The organism is Cytobacillus pseudoceanisediminis (assembly GCF_023516215.1).
Classification (GTDB): domain Bacteria; phylum Bacillota; class Bacilli; order Bacillales; family Cytobacillaceae; genus Cytobacillus; species Cytobacillus pseudoceanisediminis.
Genome location: NZ_CP097349.1, coordinates 1,945,641 through 1,961,979, shown reverse-complemented (window position 1 = coordinate 1,961,979; position 16,339 = coordinate 1,945,641). Strand labels below are relative to the sequence as shown.

Genomic DNA, 16,339 nt, shown 5'->3' with positions numbered 1-16,339 from the left:
GGCGGGTAATAGATTATTGGCTAATTTCAGACTATTATCGAAAATGCCCATTAATTGATACCATATAAAACGGGTTGTTGGGTTGACACGGTAACTTGAAATGGTATAATTTAATTAAATTTTCAAATAATTAATATTGCTAAAGCACGAACTGGAGGAAATGGATTCAATGAAACAATTGCAGCACGATAGTATTATCCCGCTTTACCATCAGCTTAAAGAGATATTAAAGGATTCGGTAGACAATGGTAATTGGAATACTGGAGACAAAGTTCCTTCTGAAAATCAATTAATGGAAGAGTATGGGGTAAGCAGGAATACAGTAAAAAAAGCGATCGAAGAGCTTGTTCAGGATGGGGTTCTGTATAGAATCCAAGGCAAAGGCACTTTTGTTTCAAAGCCCAAGTTTCAGCAGCCATTAATGGGTTTTTATAGTTTTAGCAAAGTCCTTAAAGAACATGGAATGAATCCTAAAGACATTATTATAGATATTCGGGAAGTCAAGCCTGGTGCCAAAATTAAAGAAGGGCTGCAAATGAAAAATGACAGCAATGTCATTGAATTAAAACGCTTGAGATGTGCGAATGACGAACCCTTTATTCTGGAATCATCTTTTTTTACAAAAGAGACGGTATCTGATATGACCAAGTTAAATGAAGTTGGTTCGATATCACTATATGATTTGCTCGATCAGCAATTTAATGTTGTCGTTACGCGAGCAAAAGAAGCTTTTGAACCAGTTCTAATCCGGGGAGATGAGAGCAAGTTTCTTCAAACCAAGGAAGGTCTTCCTGCATTACTATTAGAAAGGACAGCATTTGATAAAGAAGGTAGGCCTGTAGAGTTTTGCCGATCTATTGTCCGCGGTGACCGCTGCCGTTTCTATACTGAACTGACCTAATAAGTATTAATGACTCATAGTGTCAAGGCTATGAGTTAAATTTTCCGTTAACTTGTACCAACAACCCATCTTCCTATAGATGGGTTGTAATGCAATTGTTGAAACCATTCAGAAGGGAGTAGAAATATGACAGCATTAGTAGCTGACATCGGCGGTACAAAGATCGCAGCTGCCTTTGTTTCTGATAATGAAAAGACATTAAAACAACGAGTACAGGCTGGCAGTATATCACTTGATGCAAATGCGCTATTTGAACGTATACTTGCCTTGTTTTTTCAAATAATGGAAGCCGAAAAACTAAAACCGGAAGAAATCAGCTTCATTGGATTGGGGATTCCAGGAAAAGTGGATTCAGTTAATGGGCTTGCTGTTTATCAAAATAATCTGCCATGGAGGAATTTTCCCCTTAGAGAAAAGCTCAAGATATTTTATCCTAATGCAGAAATAGTGATGGATAACGATGTGTATATGGCTGCTTATGGTGAATGGACTGAATGGAAAATGGCAAAGGAGACTTTTGCCTATGTAACGATTAGTACGGGTATTTCCTCATGTCTGCTATCTGAAGGTAAGTTTTTGCGAGGAGCAGGAATTGCTGGAGAGATCGGACTCACTCTATTGGATAATGGGGATGAACTCATAAGCTTAGAGAATCTTGCTTCAGGAACGGCCATTGGAGTAAACGCAAATAAAATATTTAACCCGGGATTTACCGTTGCTGAAGTGATGGATCTATATCATCGTGAAGACCTTCAGGCCTCTGAGATGATTCATAGAGCTGCAAGGTGTATTGCAAGAGGATTACATCAGCTATTTACCATAGTCGATCCACATTTGGTCGTGGTTGGTGGAGGGGTTATTATTAACCAGCCTGAATTTCTTGATCTTATAAAACAGGAACTTAAAAATATAGTGCAAAACCCGCTCCAGGAGGGGATTGAAAAAGGGTGCATTTAAGCAAGTTAAAAGCGGATGCCGGATTATTTGGATGTCTGTATCGAACTTCGGTAAAAAGGATGGGAAACAGCCCTTTATAAGAAAGTTAATAGATATCAAGAATGGAGTGAATTCCTATGGGTTCAGTAAAAAATTTACACGAAGAAGAACTAAAAGGCGCGCAGCACACTGTAAAAGAAATTCTTCAACAGCCGGAACTCTGGCTTCAGACAGTTAGTATTATCGAAAAACAAAAAGCGGTCATTAAGGATTTTATCAGTCGAAAGCTGATTGCCAAACAGGCACGGATTATTTTTACTGGAGCAGGTACATCGGCATATGTTGGGGATACTTTAACACCTCATTTAAGAAAAGAACTCCCTTATCAAATTGACTCAATTTCGACTACGGATATTGTTACAAACCCGCTGAATTATTTGAAGCCAGAGGTTCCCACCGTTTTAGTATCATTTGCCAGAAGTGGAAATAGCCCTGAATCAGTTGCTACTTACAGTTTGGCTAAAAAGCTGATCAACAATGTTAGCCAAATAATCATCACATGCAATCCAGATGGACAGCTTGCAAAGGAGGCTGGAAAAGACGAAAATTCTTTGCTCCTTTTAATGCCGAAAAAAGCAAATGACAAGGGGTTTGCGATGACAAGCTCATTCAGCTGTATGTACCTTTCTGCTCTCCTTACTTTCCAGTTAAATCGATTCGAAGTGTTAAAGAAAAAAGCAGAAGCTGTTTCCAAAAACGCTGAGAGCATTTTAACCACGAAATATGAAACGTTAAAAAGTATTGTCAGCCTCAATAAGAAAAGAGTTGTGTATCTTGGTTCGTCAACTTTAAAAGGCTTGTCCCAGGAGGCGAGCTTAAAGCATTTGGAGCTTACTTCCGGGAAGATACCAACATTTCACGAATCGGTTCTTGGGTTTAGACATGGCCCGAAGTCACTGGTTGATGACGAAACCCTGATTTTCGTTTTTATTTCCAATGATCCTTATACCAGAAAATACGAGATTGATTTCTTGCAAGAGTTAAAGAATGATGGCGGCAGTAAAACAGTGGTAGCAATTGCAAACACCATTGATGAAGGAATTGATGAATTATGTGACTGCGCTTTTATTATTCCGGAACAGGAGAATATTCACCTGGAAGACCACTTGATTGCATTGAATTACTTAATTATCGGACAGTTATTTGCGTTGTTTAACTCCATCCACCTGGGTGTGACACCTGATAATCCAAGCCCAACCGGAATAGTTAATAGGGTTGTTAAAGGAGTTAACATATATAACTTTTAAAAAAGAGGGGGAATACAAAGTGCCAAACATTTTATTGACACGAATTGATAACCGGCTTGTCCATGGTCAGGTAGGTGTTACCTGGGTTAATCACCTTGGGGCTAACCTCATTGTTGTAGCCAATGATGAGGTTGCTGAAGATGAAGTACAGCAAGACTTAATGGAAATGGTAGTCCCTGAAGCAATCGGTGTCCGTTTTTCTCGATCCAGACAACTGCAGACATTATTCATAAAGCATCTGAAGATCAAAATATCTTCTTAGTTTCTAAAACTCCTCAGGATGTTCTGAGGCTGGTTGAAGGAGGTGTTCCGATCGACAAAGTGAATATTGGAAATATGCACTATTCTGAAGGGAAGACACAAATTTACTCGACCGTTTCTATTGATGATGCTGACAAAGAAGCATTCCGCAAACTAAAAGAACATGGTGTGAAACTCGAAGTGCGCCGTGTTCCTGATGAAAGGCCGGATGACATTTATAAATTCCTTTAAGGGAAAGGATGGTGTGAAGGATGGATCAGGAAATATTGCTTCAGGCATTGTTGATTGCCATTTGGGCAGGTATTGCCGGCATCGATTTGTTTAACGGTTTGTTACACATTCACCGCCCTATTGTAACTGGAGTCATTGTTGGGTTAATTCTAGGCGATTTGCCTACTGGTGTGATGACCGGGGCTGCAATTGAATTAGTATGGGCAGGAATGGTACCGCTTGCAGGAGCTCAGCCTCCAAACGTTGTAATCGGCGGAATAATTGGTACAGCATTTGCGATTTTAACTGGGCAGGAGCCTCAGGTTGCAATAGGAGTTGCCGTTCCATTTGCCGTTGCAGTCCAGGCTTGTATCACATTAATGTTTACGGCATTTTCACCTGTCATGCATAAAGCTGACAAATATGCCGAAGAAGCAAATACAAAAGGCATCGACAGGATTAATTACCTTGGAATAGCAACACTATTCGTTTTCTATTTTGTGGTTGCATTCCTTCCAATCTACTTTGGAGCTGATGCAGCCAAGAGTGTAGTCGAATCACTTCCTGCCTGGATCATTGCAGGTCTCGGTACAGCTGGCGGTATGATGGCAGCCATTGGGTTTGCCATGCTTTTAAAAATTATGCTTAAGAAACAGTATATTGCCTATTTTATAGTTGGATTCATCCTTGTTACTTATTTACAAATGCCGATTATTGCTGTCGCGCTAATCGGTCTGGCAATTGCTATGTATGACTTTTATAAAACATCTGGCGGCCAGGGAGCTGCTATGAGGGGGCGAGGGGCCGTGGCATCTGAAAATGCAGCGATTGAACCGGAAATTTCTGTTCAGGCAAACAATCCTGAGTTTTATGAAGATTCTTCAGCCGAACAGTTAATTACAAAAAAAGACCTCAACAAAATGGTCTGGCGCTCACTATTGCTTCAGGCATCTTTCAACTATGAAAGAATGCAGGCAGCAGGCTGGCTATACTCTATTCTTCCAGGACTAAAGAAGGTTCACAAAAATAAGCATGACCTTAGTGAATCAATGAAAAGCCATATGGAATTCTTTAATACCCATCCTTTTCTAGTAAACATCATTATGGGAATTGTCCTCGCAATGGAGGAGAGAAAACAAAACCGGAATACCATACGTGCTATCCGGGTTGCCATGATGGGTCCCCTGGGTGGTATCGGGGATGCCTTGTTTTGGTTAACACTTCTGCCTATTTGTGTTGGTATAGGTGCTTCGCTCGGAGCAGATGGCAATCCAATAGGTGCACTTGTGTTCCTTATTATATTCAATGTCGTCCATTTTGGACTGCGCTTCGGTCTTATGCGATATGGCTATAATGCTGGAACCAATGCCATCAGCTCATTAAAAGAAAACACCAAGAAAGTGTCTCATGCTGCCTCTATCGTTGGCTTGACAGTGGTAGGCGGGCTTATTGCCTCATTTGTGCAGTTAAAGGCAAATCTGGTCATTCATGCAGGCAAAGCTGAAATTGCCCTGCAGGAAGATTTGCTGGATAAGATCATGCCAAACATGCTGCCGTTAGGCTATACCTTATTAATGTATTACTTGCTAAAAAGAGGCTTGTCCCCTGTTATTTTAATTCTGATTACAGTTGTTATTGGCATTATTGGTAAGATACCATTCCCATTCGGCACCATTCTTTAAACGGGAGTGAGGAGGAAAAATAATGAACGGTTTAATTGTTTCAGGGCATGGTTCCTTTGCTGCAGGTCTTCACTCTTCAGTGAAGTTGATTGCAGGGGAACAGCCACGTATAGAGTATGTTGATTTCTTAGAATCAGAATCTACATCAGATCTTGAAGTAAAGATGAAAGCAGCATTGGCAAACTTAAAGTGCTGCAATGGGGTACTCGTTCTATGCGACCTTGTGGGAGGTTCGCCCTTTAAAACGGCTGTTTCTCTAACAAACGACAAACAGGATACTGCTGTTATTGGCGGAGCAAATCTGGCAATGGTTATGGAAACCGCCATTATCAAAGACAATGTCTCCATAGACGAACTAAAAGAAATAGCCATCACTTCAGGAAAAGAAGCGATAAAATGTTTCCAGAAATCTGATCGCCTCAAGAGAGATGGAGCAGGCATTTAATGGAGGCTATTTGTGCAGATAAAATCTATGGCCCTAACAGCAGAATACATTCAGGATTTGTGATTTATAAGAATGGATTCATAACGGATATTACGGAAGATGAACCAGACTGCCAGATACATGATTTCTCGGGATTTTCCGTTATCCCTGGTCTTATTGATATTCATATCCATGGCATTTCAGGGAATGACACGATGGATGCAGCGCCGGAAGCTTTGCAGGAGATTTCTATATCACTTGCAAGGCATGGGGTGACGTCCTTTTTGCCTACAACTCTTACGCATGATTTTGAGAAAATAAAGGCTGCCGTTAGCGAGATTGGCAGACAAATAGGAAAGACAGCTGGAGCAGAAATCCTCGGTTCGTATGTTGAAGGACCTTATTTAGCCTCTGAGCACAGAGGCGCGCATCCTGTGAATTACATGCGAGAAATATCAATGGAAGAAATTGATGAGTTAATTAAAGCATCCCAAAATACGATTAAAATTCTAGCGCTGGCACCGGAAAAGGAGATGGCTTTAAAGGTTATTCCCTATCTGAAAAGTCTGGGAATTCTTGTCTCACTGGGACATACCAATGCAGACTATGAAACTGCCAATCTGGCAATAGATAGCGGGGCTAGTATTTCAGTTCATACGTTTAACGGAATGCGTGGATTCACCCATCGTGATCCGGGATGTCTGGGAGCTTTCCTGACAAATGAACATATTTTTTGCGAGTTGATAGCTGATTTGGAACACGTGCATCCAGCAGGTATTCAACTGCTTCACAAAGCAAAAGGAGCAGACCAGATTCTATTAATTAGCGACAGTATGGCCGCAGCGGATTTACCGGATGGGAAGTATAAGCTTGGAAGCCTAACTGTCAGAGTAAAAGACGGAATAGCCAGAACAATGGAGACTGGATCCCTGGCAGGCAGTACTGCAAATTTAATGAGCTGCTTAAGAAACACAAAGGAGGTTCTAGGGCTGCCGCTTGAATCCATTTTGCCGATGGCTACTATAAATCAAGCTAAATTGCTGGGTGTTGATCATGAAATCGGCACCATTGAAATTGGAAAAAGTTAAATGCAGCTGTTATTGACGATGCATTCAATGTAATAGCCACCTTTGTTAATGGAAAAGTTGCTTTTATGGAGGAGAAAATAAATTGAGTAAAAATAACATTGTAAACACCATTGATATGTTCAGAAAAGCCCAGCAAGAAGAATATGCGATTCCTGCCTTTAATATCCACAACCTTGAAACATTCCAAGTGGTGGTGGATACTGCAGCAGAATTGAACTCACCTGTCATACTGGCTTCCACACCAGGTACCATTTCTTATTCAGGCGGTGACTATTTGGTGTCAATTGGAAATGCTGCAGCAAAAAGATATGAGATTCCGATCGCTCTCCACCTTGACCATTTTGAGAGTTTTGAAGAAATCAAGAAATATATTGAATTTGGTTTTAAGTCTGTGATGATCGATGCCTCCCATCATCCTTTTGAAGAAAATGTCAAGATTGTAAAGGAAGTTGTCGATTATGCCCATGAATATGGGGTCTCTGTTGAGGCTGAATTAGGCCGTCTAGGGGGAGTAGAAGACGACCTCGTTGTGGATGAAAAGGACGCGAAGTTTACCAATCCGGAGCAGGCTGGAAAATTTGTGGAGTTAACCGGGATTGACTCTTTGGCAGTTGCTATTGGAACTGCACATGGATTATACAAGGGTGAGCCTAAAATTGATTTTGATAGGCTGGATGAGATCCGCTCCATGGTTTCTATTCCTCTCGTCCTTCATGGGGCTTCCGATATCCCGGACACAATGGTGAAGAGAACAATAGAACTCGGTATTTGCAAGGTAAATATTGCAACAGACCTAAAAATCCCATTTTCTAATGCGGTCAAACAATACTTTATCGAGAACCCGGACGCAAATGATCCCCGAAAATATATGACTCCAGGCAAAGACGCGATGAAGAAGGTAGTCGAGGAAAAAATTCTTATGTGTGGCAGCAATGATAAAGCCTAGCATTCTAACCGTTACCCTTAACCCCGCTATAGATACTGTCTACCGCCTGGAATACCTTAAGATTGGAAGAAGCACACGTACGAAAAGTCCCCTTAAAACTGCAGGAGGAAAAGGACTGAACGTTACAAGGGTGTTGAGCATTCTTGGAGAAAGTGTGACGGCAACCGGTTTTTTAGGGGTGAGCAACGGGGATTTTATCCGGAATGAGCTGGTAAACCTTGGTGTCCGTGATGAATTTGTGAAGATTGCAGGGGAAACAAGGCAGTGTCTTGCCTTTCTTGACAACAGAAATAATCAGACAGAAATTCTTGAGGAAGGGCCCTTCATTTCCGTCTTGGAGCAGGAAGAGTTAAAACAGCGCTTGCGCATCTTAATACCTGAAGCTCAAATCCTTATAGTAAGTGGTTCAATGCCCCTTGGAGTATCATACAGCCTCTATCAATGGATGATAAAAGAGGCTAAAAATCATGGAGTCAAAGTTCTCCTGGATACCAGTGGAGAGGCACTAGCCGAATCTCTGTCTTATGGACCTTATTTAATCAAACCTAATCGTGAGGAACTTGAAGGGCTTCTTGGCCGTCCCTGCCGGGAAGAAACAGAAATCTGGAAATCGATGGAGAAGATAGCTGAGAACGGCATAGAGATTGTAATTGTTTCAGACGGTGAAAGGGGATCATTCGTTCATTATAAAGGGGAACGGATGAAAGTGGCAACTGCAGAAATTCGGGCAGTTAGCCCTGTGGGGTCCGGAGATTCATTTATTGCAGGTTTTGCCGCTGGACTTTCAAAAGGATATTCAGTAAAGGATACTCTGATCCTGGCTTCTGCTTGCGGCTCAGCAAACGCAATGGAAGAGAGGACTGGATATATAAATCTCCAAAACTTGAATACATTGATTGAACAAATTTCAATAAACTCAACTTGGTCAGGCAGTTTATAAAAATTTTTCAAAAGATCGCGGAGGTGCCGGATATTGTTAAGAAAGCGAAATAAACAGAAAAGATTTGCCTCTATATTTCTTTCATTCCTTTTGGTCATATCGCTTATTCCACTCAGTGCGGCTGATGCTGAAGAAAATTCAGATACTTCTTCCATCGGCAAAGTTAGTAGGATACAAAAAGAAGGCAGTGATATTTATCTTGATTTCTCTTCTGGAAAAGGAATTAAATTAAGCTTTCTGAAAGACAATGTTTTCAGGCTTCATCTGGATCCGAGCAGTGAATTTCCTGAATACCCAACACCTAACAAGCCTGACCATGTGACGAAAATCGTGGATAAAGATAAAAACGACTACCAAAAAGAATATGGAACCGTAAACGTAAAGGTAAAAGAAGATTCCGATTTTTATAGGATATATACAAAAATATTGGAACTAAAAATCTCCAAAACTGACTCCAAAATGAGCATGATTAATAAACAAAATAACAAGGTTATCTGGAGTGAGAAGGAGCCGCTTTCTCTTGAAGCGAATAGCGCAGTTCAGACACTTAATACAAAAGATGGTGAATACTTTTACGGTGGAGGACAGCAAAACGGCTACTACTCTCACAAAAATAATAAAGTAAATATCTCCATCGGAGGCGGATGGGATGCAGGTGCAGCATCAAGCCCTGTTCCGTTCTACTTGAGCACTGAAGGATATGGAGTGATGAGAAATACGTTTAAGCCGGGTGTCTATAACTTTTCCAAAACGGCAACTTTTTCACATGAGGAAAATAGATTTGACGCTTATTATTTTGTTGAAGACTCCATTCCGGAAATTATTAACGAATATACCGAGCTGACTGGAGAAGCAGCATTAATGCCGGAATATGCGTTTTATTTAGGGCACGCAGATTGCTTTAATGGCACTCACAACGGTCATAAAGACCAGAGAACCCTCCTTGGCAAAGGCTTGGATACATTAAATCAATATGTGGAGAAGGATATGCCGCTCGGCTGGTTTTTGCCGAATGACGGTTATGGATGCGGCTATGGTGGATTAGAGAATTTGGAGAAATTTGCGGATGAAGCAAATGAGAAAGATGTTGAAGTAGGCCTCTGGACACAAAGCAATTTATACCCAGACCCGAGCCTGCCTGAGGATAGCCCATTGCGAAGGGATCTTGATGGTGAAGTGAAGGCGGGAGTAAGAGCTGTTAAAACGGATGTTGCATGGGTAGGACAGGGCTATTCCATGGCTCTTAACGCAACACGCCAGGCTGCTGAAGGAATCGAAAAGCAGGAAAACTCAGGCGGAGCACGCCCGTTTGTGATTAGTCTCGATGGATGGGCAGGCACCCAGCGTTATGCCACTCTTTGGTCTGGTGACCAGTATGGAGGGGAGTGGGAATACATCCGCATGCATATCCCAACATACATTGGAGCGGGATTATCCGGCAATCCGAATGTTGGTTCGGACATGGATGGTATTTTTGGAGGAGATCCAGTCATCCAGACAAGAGATTTTCAATGGAAGGCTTTCTCGCCAATTCAAATTGATATGGATGGATGGGCGTCATCCGGAAACGATTACAGCAAATCCAAAAACCCTTGGAATTTTGGCGAACCTTATACTTCCATAAACCGCATGTATCTGAAGATAAAAGCGCAAATGATGCCATACATTTATACGATTGCAGAAGAATCCACTTCTACCTCTATGCCTTCTGTCCGGGGAATGATGCTGGAGTATCCAGAAGATCCATTTACGTATGGCACTGATACACAGTACCAATATATGTGGGGGCCAAATTTACTGATAGCGCCTGTCTACAATGAAAAGGATCATGCAGCTGGTGTAAGAAACGGAATCTACTTACCGGATTCTGAACAGGTTTGGATCGATTACTTTACAGGTGAGCAGTATCAGGGCGGAGCAGTTTTAAATAATTTTGACGCCCCATTGTGGAAGACACCAGTCTTCGTGAAAAATGGAGCTATCATCCCAATGGCTCCTGAAAACAATGCGATTAATGAGCTGGATGGATCTGAAAATCGAATTTTTGATATATATCCAGCAGGGAAATCTGAATTTACTCTTTACGAGGATGACGGTAAAACAACTGATTACAAATCTGGGAAGAATACAAAAACCAGGATTTCATCTGTCGTAGCAAATGATAAAGTAAAAATTACCGTTCATAAAGCAAAAGGAAAAGGCTACAAAGGAATGGTCAAGGAAAGAGGAACCGAATTCCTCGTTAATACACGAAAGCAGCCTGAATCTGTAACTGTAAAGGTTGGCGGCAAAAATAATAAACTGCGAAAAGCGTTAACAGAGGAAGAATACAGCCGCTCTGAAAATGTTTATTTCTACAATGAAAGTCCGAATCTTAATAAATATTCAACGGAAGGCTCTGAGTTCGCCAAAACAAAGGTAACTACTGCACCGAAGTTATTTGTAAAGATTGCAAAAACGGATATAACCAAGAATCAAGTGATGCTTACGGTAAATGGATTTAACAACACGCAAGAGAAAGAAGTAAAAGATACAGAAGTGCCTGATGTGCCTTACGGACTCGGAGCCGCAGATGAAAATATTACAGATAAAAGCATAAAACTTAATTGGAATAAAGTTGAAGGTGAAAATCTTTCCTATGACCTTAAAATTAATGGAATGATATACAAAAATGTTTATTTCGAAAAAGAAAATGAGAAGCCGTTTTTCGAGCACGATAATCTAAACTTTGACACAGAATACAGATATAGTATCCGGGCAGTTAATACAAAGGGTGCATCAGACTGGAGTGATGAAATAACCGTAAAAACCAAGCTTGATCGATTCAGAAACGTTCCGAAGAATATGACAGCCAATGCCTCAAGCAATCAGCCTGGGAGCGAAGCATCGAGAGCAGTAGACGGAGATGAAAAAACACAATGGCATACAGCTTGGGGGTCAGGAAACGTTCTTCCTCATACCTTTGAGATTGATATGAAGCTTGCCTATCAATTAGATAAGCTGGAGTATGTGCCTAGGCCGGATGCAGGGAACGGAACAATTCTTAAGTATGACCTGGATGTCAGCCTTGATGGGAAGACATACAAAAATGTTATTACCGATGGCACTTTTATTAGGAGCAATGAGACAAAAACGATTCAATTCAACGAAGAGGTAACTGCACGGTATATTAAATTAACGATTAAGGATGCTGTGGGAAAATTCGGATCTGCACAGGAATTCAGGCCTTACAAAAAGGATAAAACTGAAGGAATGGTAGTCGGTGAAAATATACCTAATGGTGCCATAGACGAAGAGGACCTGCTTTTCTTTGCCAGTTATATGGGTGTGGACACCACAGATACTTCTTGGGATCAGGTGTCCAAAGTTGATATTAACTATAATGGCGTGATTGATTCTTATGATTTAATGTATGTAGCAGGACAGCTTGGTGAGACACAGCTCCAGCCGACTAAGCGTCCTGCAGCAGGACTGCTGAGCATTCGTCCTGATAAGCAGCAATTAAAAGCAGGGGAAGAGTTTGCAGTAGAGGTAATAGGTGCAGGGATGAAGGATATTAATGCCTTCAATCTTGAACTTGAAATTGATCCAAATAAGTATGAAATTGTAAAAGAGTGTTTAGAAGGATCTGAATGTGGGGAGAGAATTGCCGACTCTGCTGCTTCTACCGCGAATATGCTGAATTATTCAATTCTTGCAGGAATAGGCAATGAGAAGCAAAGAATTATGGCTGCTTTTTCAAACAAAGGTTCTTTTGAAACGTTAGAAGGCACATCAACTCTGGCAGTCATTAAGCTAAAAGCGAAGAAAGATTTAGAGTTTGATATACCGATTACGAGATCCTTGCTTGTGAATACAAGCTTTGATACCATCGATGAAATCGGTCAGGTTTTAAAGCCTGGAGAAGAGCCTGGAGAAGTCGAGCAGCCTGAAGAGCCGAAGGAACTGCTCATGACGGCAAGGGATATCGCTGTATCTGGTGAAGCAGATAAAATGCAGGATGGTGCTGAAGCCTTCCCGCGGTTAATTGACGGTGAAATAAGTGAATCTTCCCTGGCTGAGCTTAAGTGGAGCATTACGGAAGCCGATGGTATTTCTCTTCCATTAGAGGTTGATTTCAGCTTTAATAGTCCAACAGAACTTACCAGATTTGAAGTATTCAACAGACCGCTTTATACCAATGGGAAAATAAAAGCCCTTCGTGCAAAAGCTTTTGATGAAGAAGGGAATGAGTATGATTTGGGTAGAATGGAAGTCGGGTCAAGCGATAAATCTGTAACCTGCGATTTAGCTGAACATACTCAAATGCCATCCGGCAAGAAAATGGTTAAGTTCAAAATAATATTTGAAGAATCTCATAGTGGGCCGCTTATGCTTTCAGTTGCAGAAGTGCAATTCTGGAAGAGAAACGCTGCCAATTGAGAGCAATTAAAAAAGAATTGAAGAAAGCCATGGATAGTTCCATGGCTTCAGACTGTCGACAAACTCGATGAAAATCGTGCTTGTCTGCAGTCTTTTTTATTTTAAAATAGAAGTAATACAATGCTTGAGGTGATTTAAATGCTTTCAAAACATAATCCAATTCAACGGGATCAAATTGAAATGGTTGCTTTAGACGAACTTGTACCGGCGGACCATTTGGTCCGCAAAATTGAAGCGGCGATTAATTTCTCATTCATCTATGACTTGGTAAAAGATAAGTATTCAGAAAAAGGCCGCCCAAGTATTGACCCTGTAATATTAATTAAACTCACATTTATTCAATATACCTTCGGTATTCGCTCCATGCGTCAAACAATTGAAGAATTGAAAACGAATATGGCTTATCGATGGTTTTTAGGATATGGCTTTCACGATAAAGTTCCTCACTTCTCAACTTTCGGTAAAAATTATGAGCGCCGATTTAAAGACACCGATCTCTTTGAACAAATATTTTACCGAATCTTAAAAACCGCAGCTGAAAAGAATTTAATTAGTGCTGAACACGTTTTTGTAGATTCTACTCATGTAAAAGCGAGTGCAAATAAACGCAAATTTGAAAAGAAAGTTGTTCGAAAAGAAACCCGTGCTTATCAAGAACGCCTTCAAGAGGAGATTAACCAAGACCGCGAGGATCATGGAAAAAAGCCGTTTCCACCAGATAAGTTTGATAAAGAAGAATACAAAGAAATCAAGGAAAGTACAACAGATCCAGAGAGTGGCTACTATGTAAAAGATGAGCGTACAAAACAGTTCGCTTATTCTTTCCATGCGGCCGCAGACCGCACCAGCTTCGTGTTAGGCGCAATTGTAACCCCTGGTAACACGCATGATAGTCATATTTTAGAGCCATTGGTAGAACAAGTTATTGAGAAAGTTAGTAAACCAAAAGCTGTTGCGGCAGACGCAGCCTATAAAACACCTGCTATCACGAGCTACTTATTGAAAAACGACATCACACCTGCTTTACCTTACACACGACCTCGCACAAAAGAGGGTTTCTTCAGAAAACATGAGTATGTTTATGATGAGCATTTTGACTGTTACATTTGCCCAACTGGTGAGATATTAAAATATACTACAACTACAAAGGAAGGGTATCGTCAATATAAATCAGATCCTCGAATTTGTGCTGGATGCCCTTTCTTGTCTCAATGCACACAGAGTCAAGCACATCAAAAACTGATTCAACGTCATGTGTGGGAGGAACATGTGGAAGAAGCAGATCATCTTCGCCACCATCAAGACGTCAAACCGATCTATGAAAAACGCAAAGAAACAATTGAACGAGTATTCGCAGATGCAAAAGAAAAGCATGGCATGCGTTGGACAACCCTCAGGGGACTTAAAAAAATGTCGATGCAGGCGATGCTTACTTTCGCTGCCATGAATTTGAAGAAAATGGCCACCTGGACTTGGCAAGGTCCAGAAATGGCCTAAATGATAACCTCGGAGAGGTCTGCAATTCTCTGTAATTACTTGAAGTCCTACAAAAAATGAAAAAAAGAGTTCGGAATGAGACTATTCCGAACTCTTTTTGTCTACAAACTGAAGCCATGGATAGTTCCATGGCTTTTCTTCGTTAGGATTTAAGAAATCAATTTATAAGTAACAACGGATTTAGATAGAGGGGTTTTCATGGTTATCTTGACTGGTGATGATCAACATGTTACCATAACGTCACATGTTAAACTTTTATTTATAACGAAAGGGCCGATGTAATGAGCGACGAGCTTTCCACCGTTTTTAAGGCATTGGGACATCCAATCCGCAGGGAAATTCTCGATATTCTTAAGAAATCGCCAAGAACGACCGGAGAACTTAACGACTATTTTCCTGAAGTTACAAGGTATGCCATTATGAAGCATCTAAATATTTTAGAGGAAGGCAAATTAGTTTTGGTACGGAGAGAAGGAAAATATAAAAGGCATTTTCTTAATGCAGTGCCCCTTCAGGAAATGCATGAGCGCTGGGTAGGTAAATACATGAAATCCGCAGCCAGCTCGCTGTTGAATTTACGGAGGGCCGTTCAAGATAAAGGAGGAGACAATCCGATGGATTCAGCAAAGGAGTTTCGCATTGAACAGGAGATATTTCTTGATGCACCACGAGAAGAAGTATTTAGGGCATTAACCGAAAAGGTGGAAGAGTGGTGGGAGTTTCGCATAGCTCCAAAAGGAGTAACATCCCACTTTACGTTTGTGCCTGTTCCAGGAGGGCAATTCACCGAAAAATGGGGTGAAAAAGAAGGCGCAGTCTGGGGGAATGTATACTATGTGAATGCGCCTGAAGAAATACGGCTGCACGGCCATCTGGGCATGCATGGAGCGGTAAACAGTGCCTATACGTATCGTCTTCTTGAGAAAGAAGGAGGGACGCTGCTGCAGCTTTCCCATACAGCCTCTGGTGTTATTCAGGAGCAATGGGAAGAGGAGCATTCCAAGGGATGGGAATACCTGCTTGGAACCCTGCTAAAAAAATACGTAGAATCGAACTAATTCTGGAGGACAAGATGGTAGATGTAATCACAGAAATAACAATTAATTGTCCTGCTTCACAAGTGTCAGAGTATGCTTCAAATCCCGATCATGCTCCTGAATGGTATGTCAATATACATGCTGTTGAGTGGAAGACACCAAAACCGCTTCAACTAGGATCACAGATTGCTTTTAGAGCGAAGTTTCTTGGCCGGGAACTTGCTTATGTTTACGAAATTACTGATTATATTCCAGATGAAATATTGGTAATGAAAACTGCAAATGGACCATTTCCAATGGAGACTATCTATACATGGCAAGCGATCGATGAAAATCATACCCTCATGACATTAAGAAATAAAGGGAACCCAAAAGGGTTTAATAAGGTCATGTCTCCATTGATGGAACCGATGATGAGAAGAGCAAATATGAAGGATTTAAAAAAATCAAAGCCATACTTGAAAAATAATTTTTATCATCCATCCGGCAGGAAGGTTTTTCTGTGGGTTCACATAAGGTGTATGCCCTATGCAGCTTTAAAAAGGCTGTTTAAAGGGCTGGGCACCTTATTAATAAGCTGCAGTTTTCACCTTAAAGCATACATATGGCGATACTAATGCCTCATTATTCAATTAGCAATTTTAAAACCGTCCAATCCCTATCAAATCAAACTAAGCCGTCCTATTTA

General features: G+C 41.0%; 14 protein-coding genes. All 14 read left to right on the top strand.

Going from position 1 to position 16,339, the window contains the following annotated elements:
- Positions 1–169: 169 nt before the first annotated feature.
- The 14 genes from M5V91_RS10455 to M5V91_RS10395 all read left to right on the top strand — a co-directional run bounded on the left by M5V91_RS10455 (position 170) and on the right by M5V91_RS10395 (position 16,268).
- Positions 170–901, top strand: a complete 732-nt coding sequence (locus M5V91_RS10455) for a GntR family transcriptional regulator (protein WP_251175456.1) — start codon at positions 170–172, stop codon at positions 899–901.
- 126 nt (positions 902–1,027) lie between these two features.
- Positions 1,028–1,858 (top strand): ROK family protein, encoded by an 831-nt coding sequence (locus M5V91_RS10450; protein ID WP_284522097.1) that lies wholly within the window; start codon positions 1,028–1,030, stop codon positions 1,856–1,858.
- 116 nt (positions 1,859–1,974) lie between these two features.
- Complete coding sequence (locus M5V91_RS10445) at positions 1,975–3,144, top strand: SIS domain-containing protein (RefSeq protein WP_251175458.1); 1,170 nt, start codon at positions 1,975–1,977, stop codon at positions 3,142–3,144.
- Positions 3,145–3,163: 19 nt separating this feature from the next.
- Positions 3,164–3,406 (top strand): PTS sugar transporter subunit IIB, encoded by a 243-nt coding sequence (locus M5V91_RS31100; protein ID WP_500797319.1) that lies wholly within the window; start codon positions 3,164–3,166, stop codon positions 3,404–3,406.
- Positions 3,349–3,636 carry a PTS sugar transporter subunit IIB gene (locus M5V91_RS31095; RefSeq protein ID WP_500797325.1) on the top strand — a complete coding sequence of 96 codons (288 nt, stop codon included), beginning with the start codon at positions 3,349–3,351 and terminating at the stop codon, positions 3,634–3,636. The genes M5V91_RS31100 and M5V91_RS31095 overlap by 58 nt, the downstream gene beginning before the upstream one ends.
- Before the next feature lie 20 nt (positions 3,637–3,656).
- Positions 3,657–5,297: a PTS N-acetylgalactosamine transporter subunit IIC gene (gene agaW, locus M5V91_RS10435; RefSeq protein WP_284522096.1), complete on the top strand. Its 1,641-nt coding sequence runs from the start codon at positions 3,657–3,659 to the stop codon at positions 5,295–5,297.
- A 22-nt stretch (positions 5,298–5,319) separates the two neighbouring features.
- Positions 5,320–5,742: a PTS galactosamine/N-acetylgalactosamine transporter subunit IIA gene (gene agaF / locus M5V91_RS10430; RefSeq protein WP_009330490.1), complete on the top strand. Its 423-nt coding sequence runs from the start codon at positions 5,320–5,322 to the stop codon at positions 5,740–5,742.
- On the top strand, positions 5,742–6,809 hold the full coding sequence (gene nagA, locus M5V91_RS10425; protein WP_284522095.1) for an N-acetylglucosamine-6-phosphate deacetylase: 1,068 nt from the start codon (positions 5,742–5,744) through the stop codon (positions 6,807–6,809). Before agaF ends, nagA begins: the two co-directional genes overlap by 1 nt.
- Positions 6,810–6,924: 115 nt before the next feature.
- Positions 6,925–7,755 carry a tagatose bisphosphate family class II aldolase gene (locus M5V91_RS10420; RefSeq protein WP_251175464.1) on the top strand — a complete coding sequence of 277 codons (831 nt, stop codon included), beginning with the start codon at positions 6,925–6,927 and terminating at the stop codon, positions 7,753–7,755.
- Positions 7,742–8,695, top strand: coding sequence for a 1-phosphofructokinase family hexose kinase (locus M5V91_RS10415; RefSeq protein WP_251175461.1), 954 nt, complete (start codon positions 7,742–7,744; stop codon positions 8,693–8,695). Before M5V91_RS10420 ends, M5V91_RS10415 begins: the two co-directional genes overlap by 14 nt.
- A gap of 33 nt (positions 8,696–8,728) precedes the next feature.
- Positions 8,729–13,117 carry a TIM-barrel domain-containing protein gene (locus M5V91_RS10410; RefSeq protein ID WP_251175462.1) on the top strand — a complete coding sequence of 1,463 codons (4,389 nt, stop codon included), beginning with the start codon at positions 8,729–8,731 and terminating at the stop codon, positions 13,115–13,117.
- A 138-nt stretch (positions 13,118–13,255) separates the two neighbouring features.
- Complete coding sequence (locus tag M5V91_RS10405) at positions 13,256–14,614, top strand: IS1182 family transposase (RefSeq protein ID WP_284522094.1); 1,359 nt, start codon at positions 13,256–13,258, stop codon at positions 14,612–14,614.
- A 281-nt stretch (positions 14,615–14,895) separates the two neighbouring features.
- Entirely contained in the window at positions 14,896–15,672 is a 777-nt protein-coding gene (locus tag M5V91_RS10400; protein ID WP_251175768.1) for an SRPBCC domain-containing protein, read from the top strand.
- 14 nt (positions 15,673–15,686) lie between these two features.
- The gene (locus tag M5V91_RS10395; RefSeq protein WP_284522093.1) at positions 15,687–16,268 is read left to right on the top strand and encodes an SRPBCC family protein; all 582 of its coding nucleotides are present in this window, start codon (positions 15,687–15,689) and stop codon (positions 16,266–16,268) included.
- Positions 16,269–16,339: the final 71 nt, after the last annotated feature.

What these genes read in the sequence shown, in the direction of transcription:
- M5V91_RS10455 (WP_251175456.1), top strand. Translation starts at nt 170, where the DNA reads ATGAAACAATTGCAGCACGATAGTATTATCCCGCTTTACCATCAGCTT.
- M5V91_RS10450 (WP_284522097.1), top strand. Translation starts at nt 1,028, where the DNA reads ATGACAGCATTAGTAGCTGACATCGGCGGTACAAAGATCGCAGCTGCC.
- M5V91_RS10445 (WP_251175458.1), top strand. Translation starts at nt 1,975, where the DNA reads ATGGGTTCAGTAAAAAATTTACACGAAGAAGAACTAAAAGGCGCGCAG.
- agaW (WP_284522096.1), top strand. Translation starts at nt 3,657, where the DNA reads ATGGATCAGGAAATATTGCTTCAGGCATTGTTGATTGCCATTTGGGCA.
- agaF (WP_009330490.1), top strand. Translation starts at nt 5,320, where the DNA reads ATGAACGGTTTAATTGTTTCAGGGCATGGTTCCTTTGCTGCAGGTCTT.
- nagA (WP_284522095.1), top strand. Translation starts at nt 5,742, where the DNA reads ATGGAGGCTATTTGTGCAGATAAAATCTATGGCCCTAACAGCAGAATA.
- M5V91_RS10420 (WP_251175464.1), top strand. Translation starts at nt 6,925, where the DNA reads ATGTTCAGAAAAGCCCAGCAAGAAGAATATGCGATTCCTGCCTTTAAT.
- M5V91_RS10415 (WP_251175461.1), top strand. Translation starts at nt 7,742, where the DNA reads ATGATAAAGCCTAGCATTCTAACCGTTACCCTTAACCCCGCTATAGAT.
- M5V91_RS10405 (WP_284522094.1), top strand. Translation starts at nt 13,256, where the DNA reads ATGCTTTCAAAACATAATCCAATTCAACGGGATCAAATTGAAATGGTT.
- M5V91_RS10400 (WP_251175768.1), top strand. Translation starts at nt 14,896, where the DNA reads ATGAGCGACGAGCTTTCCACCGTTTTTAAGGCATTGGGACATCCAATC.
- M5V91_RS10395 (WP_284522093.1), top strand. Translation starts at nt 15,687, where the DNA reads ATGGTAGATGTAATCACAGAAATAACAATTAATTGTCCTGCTTCACAA.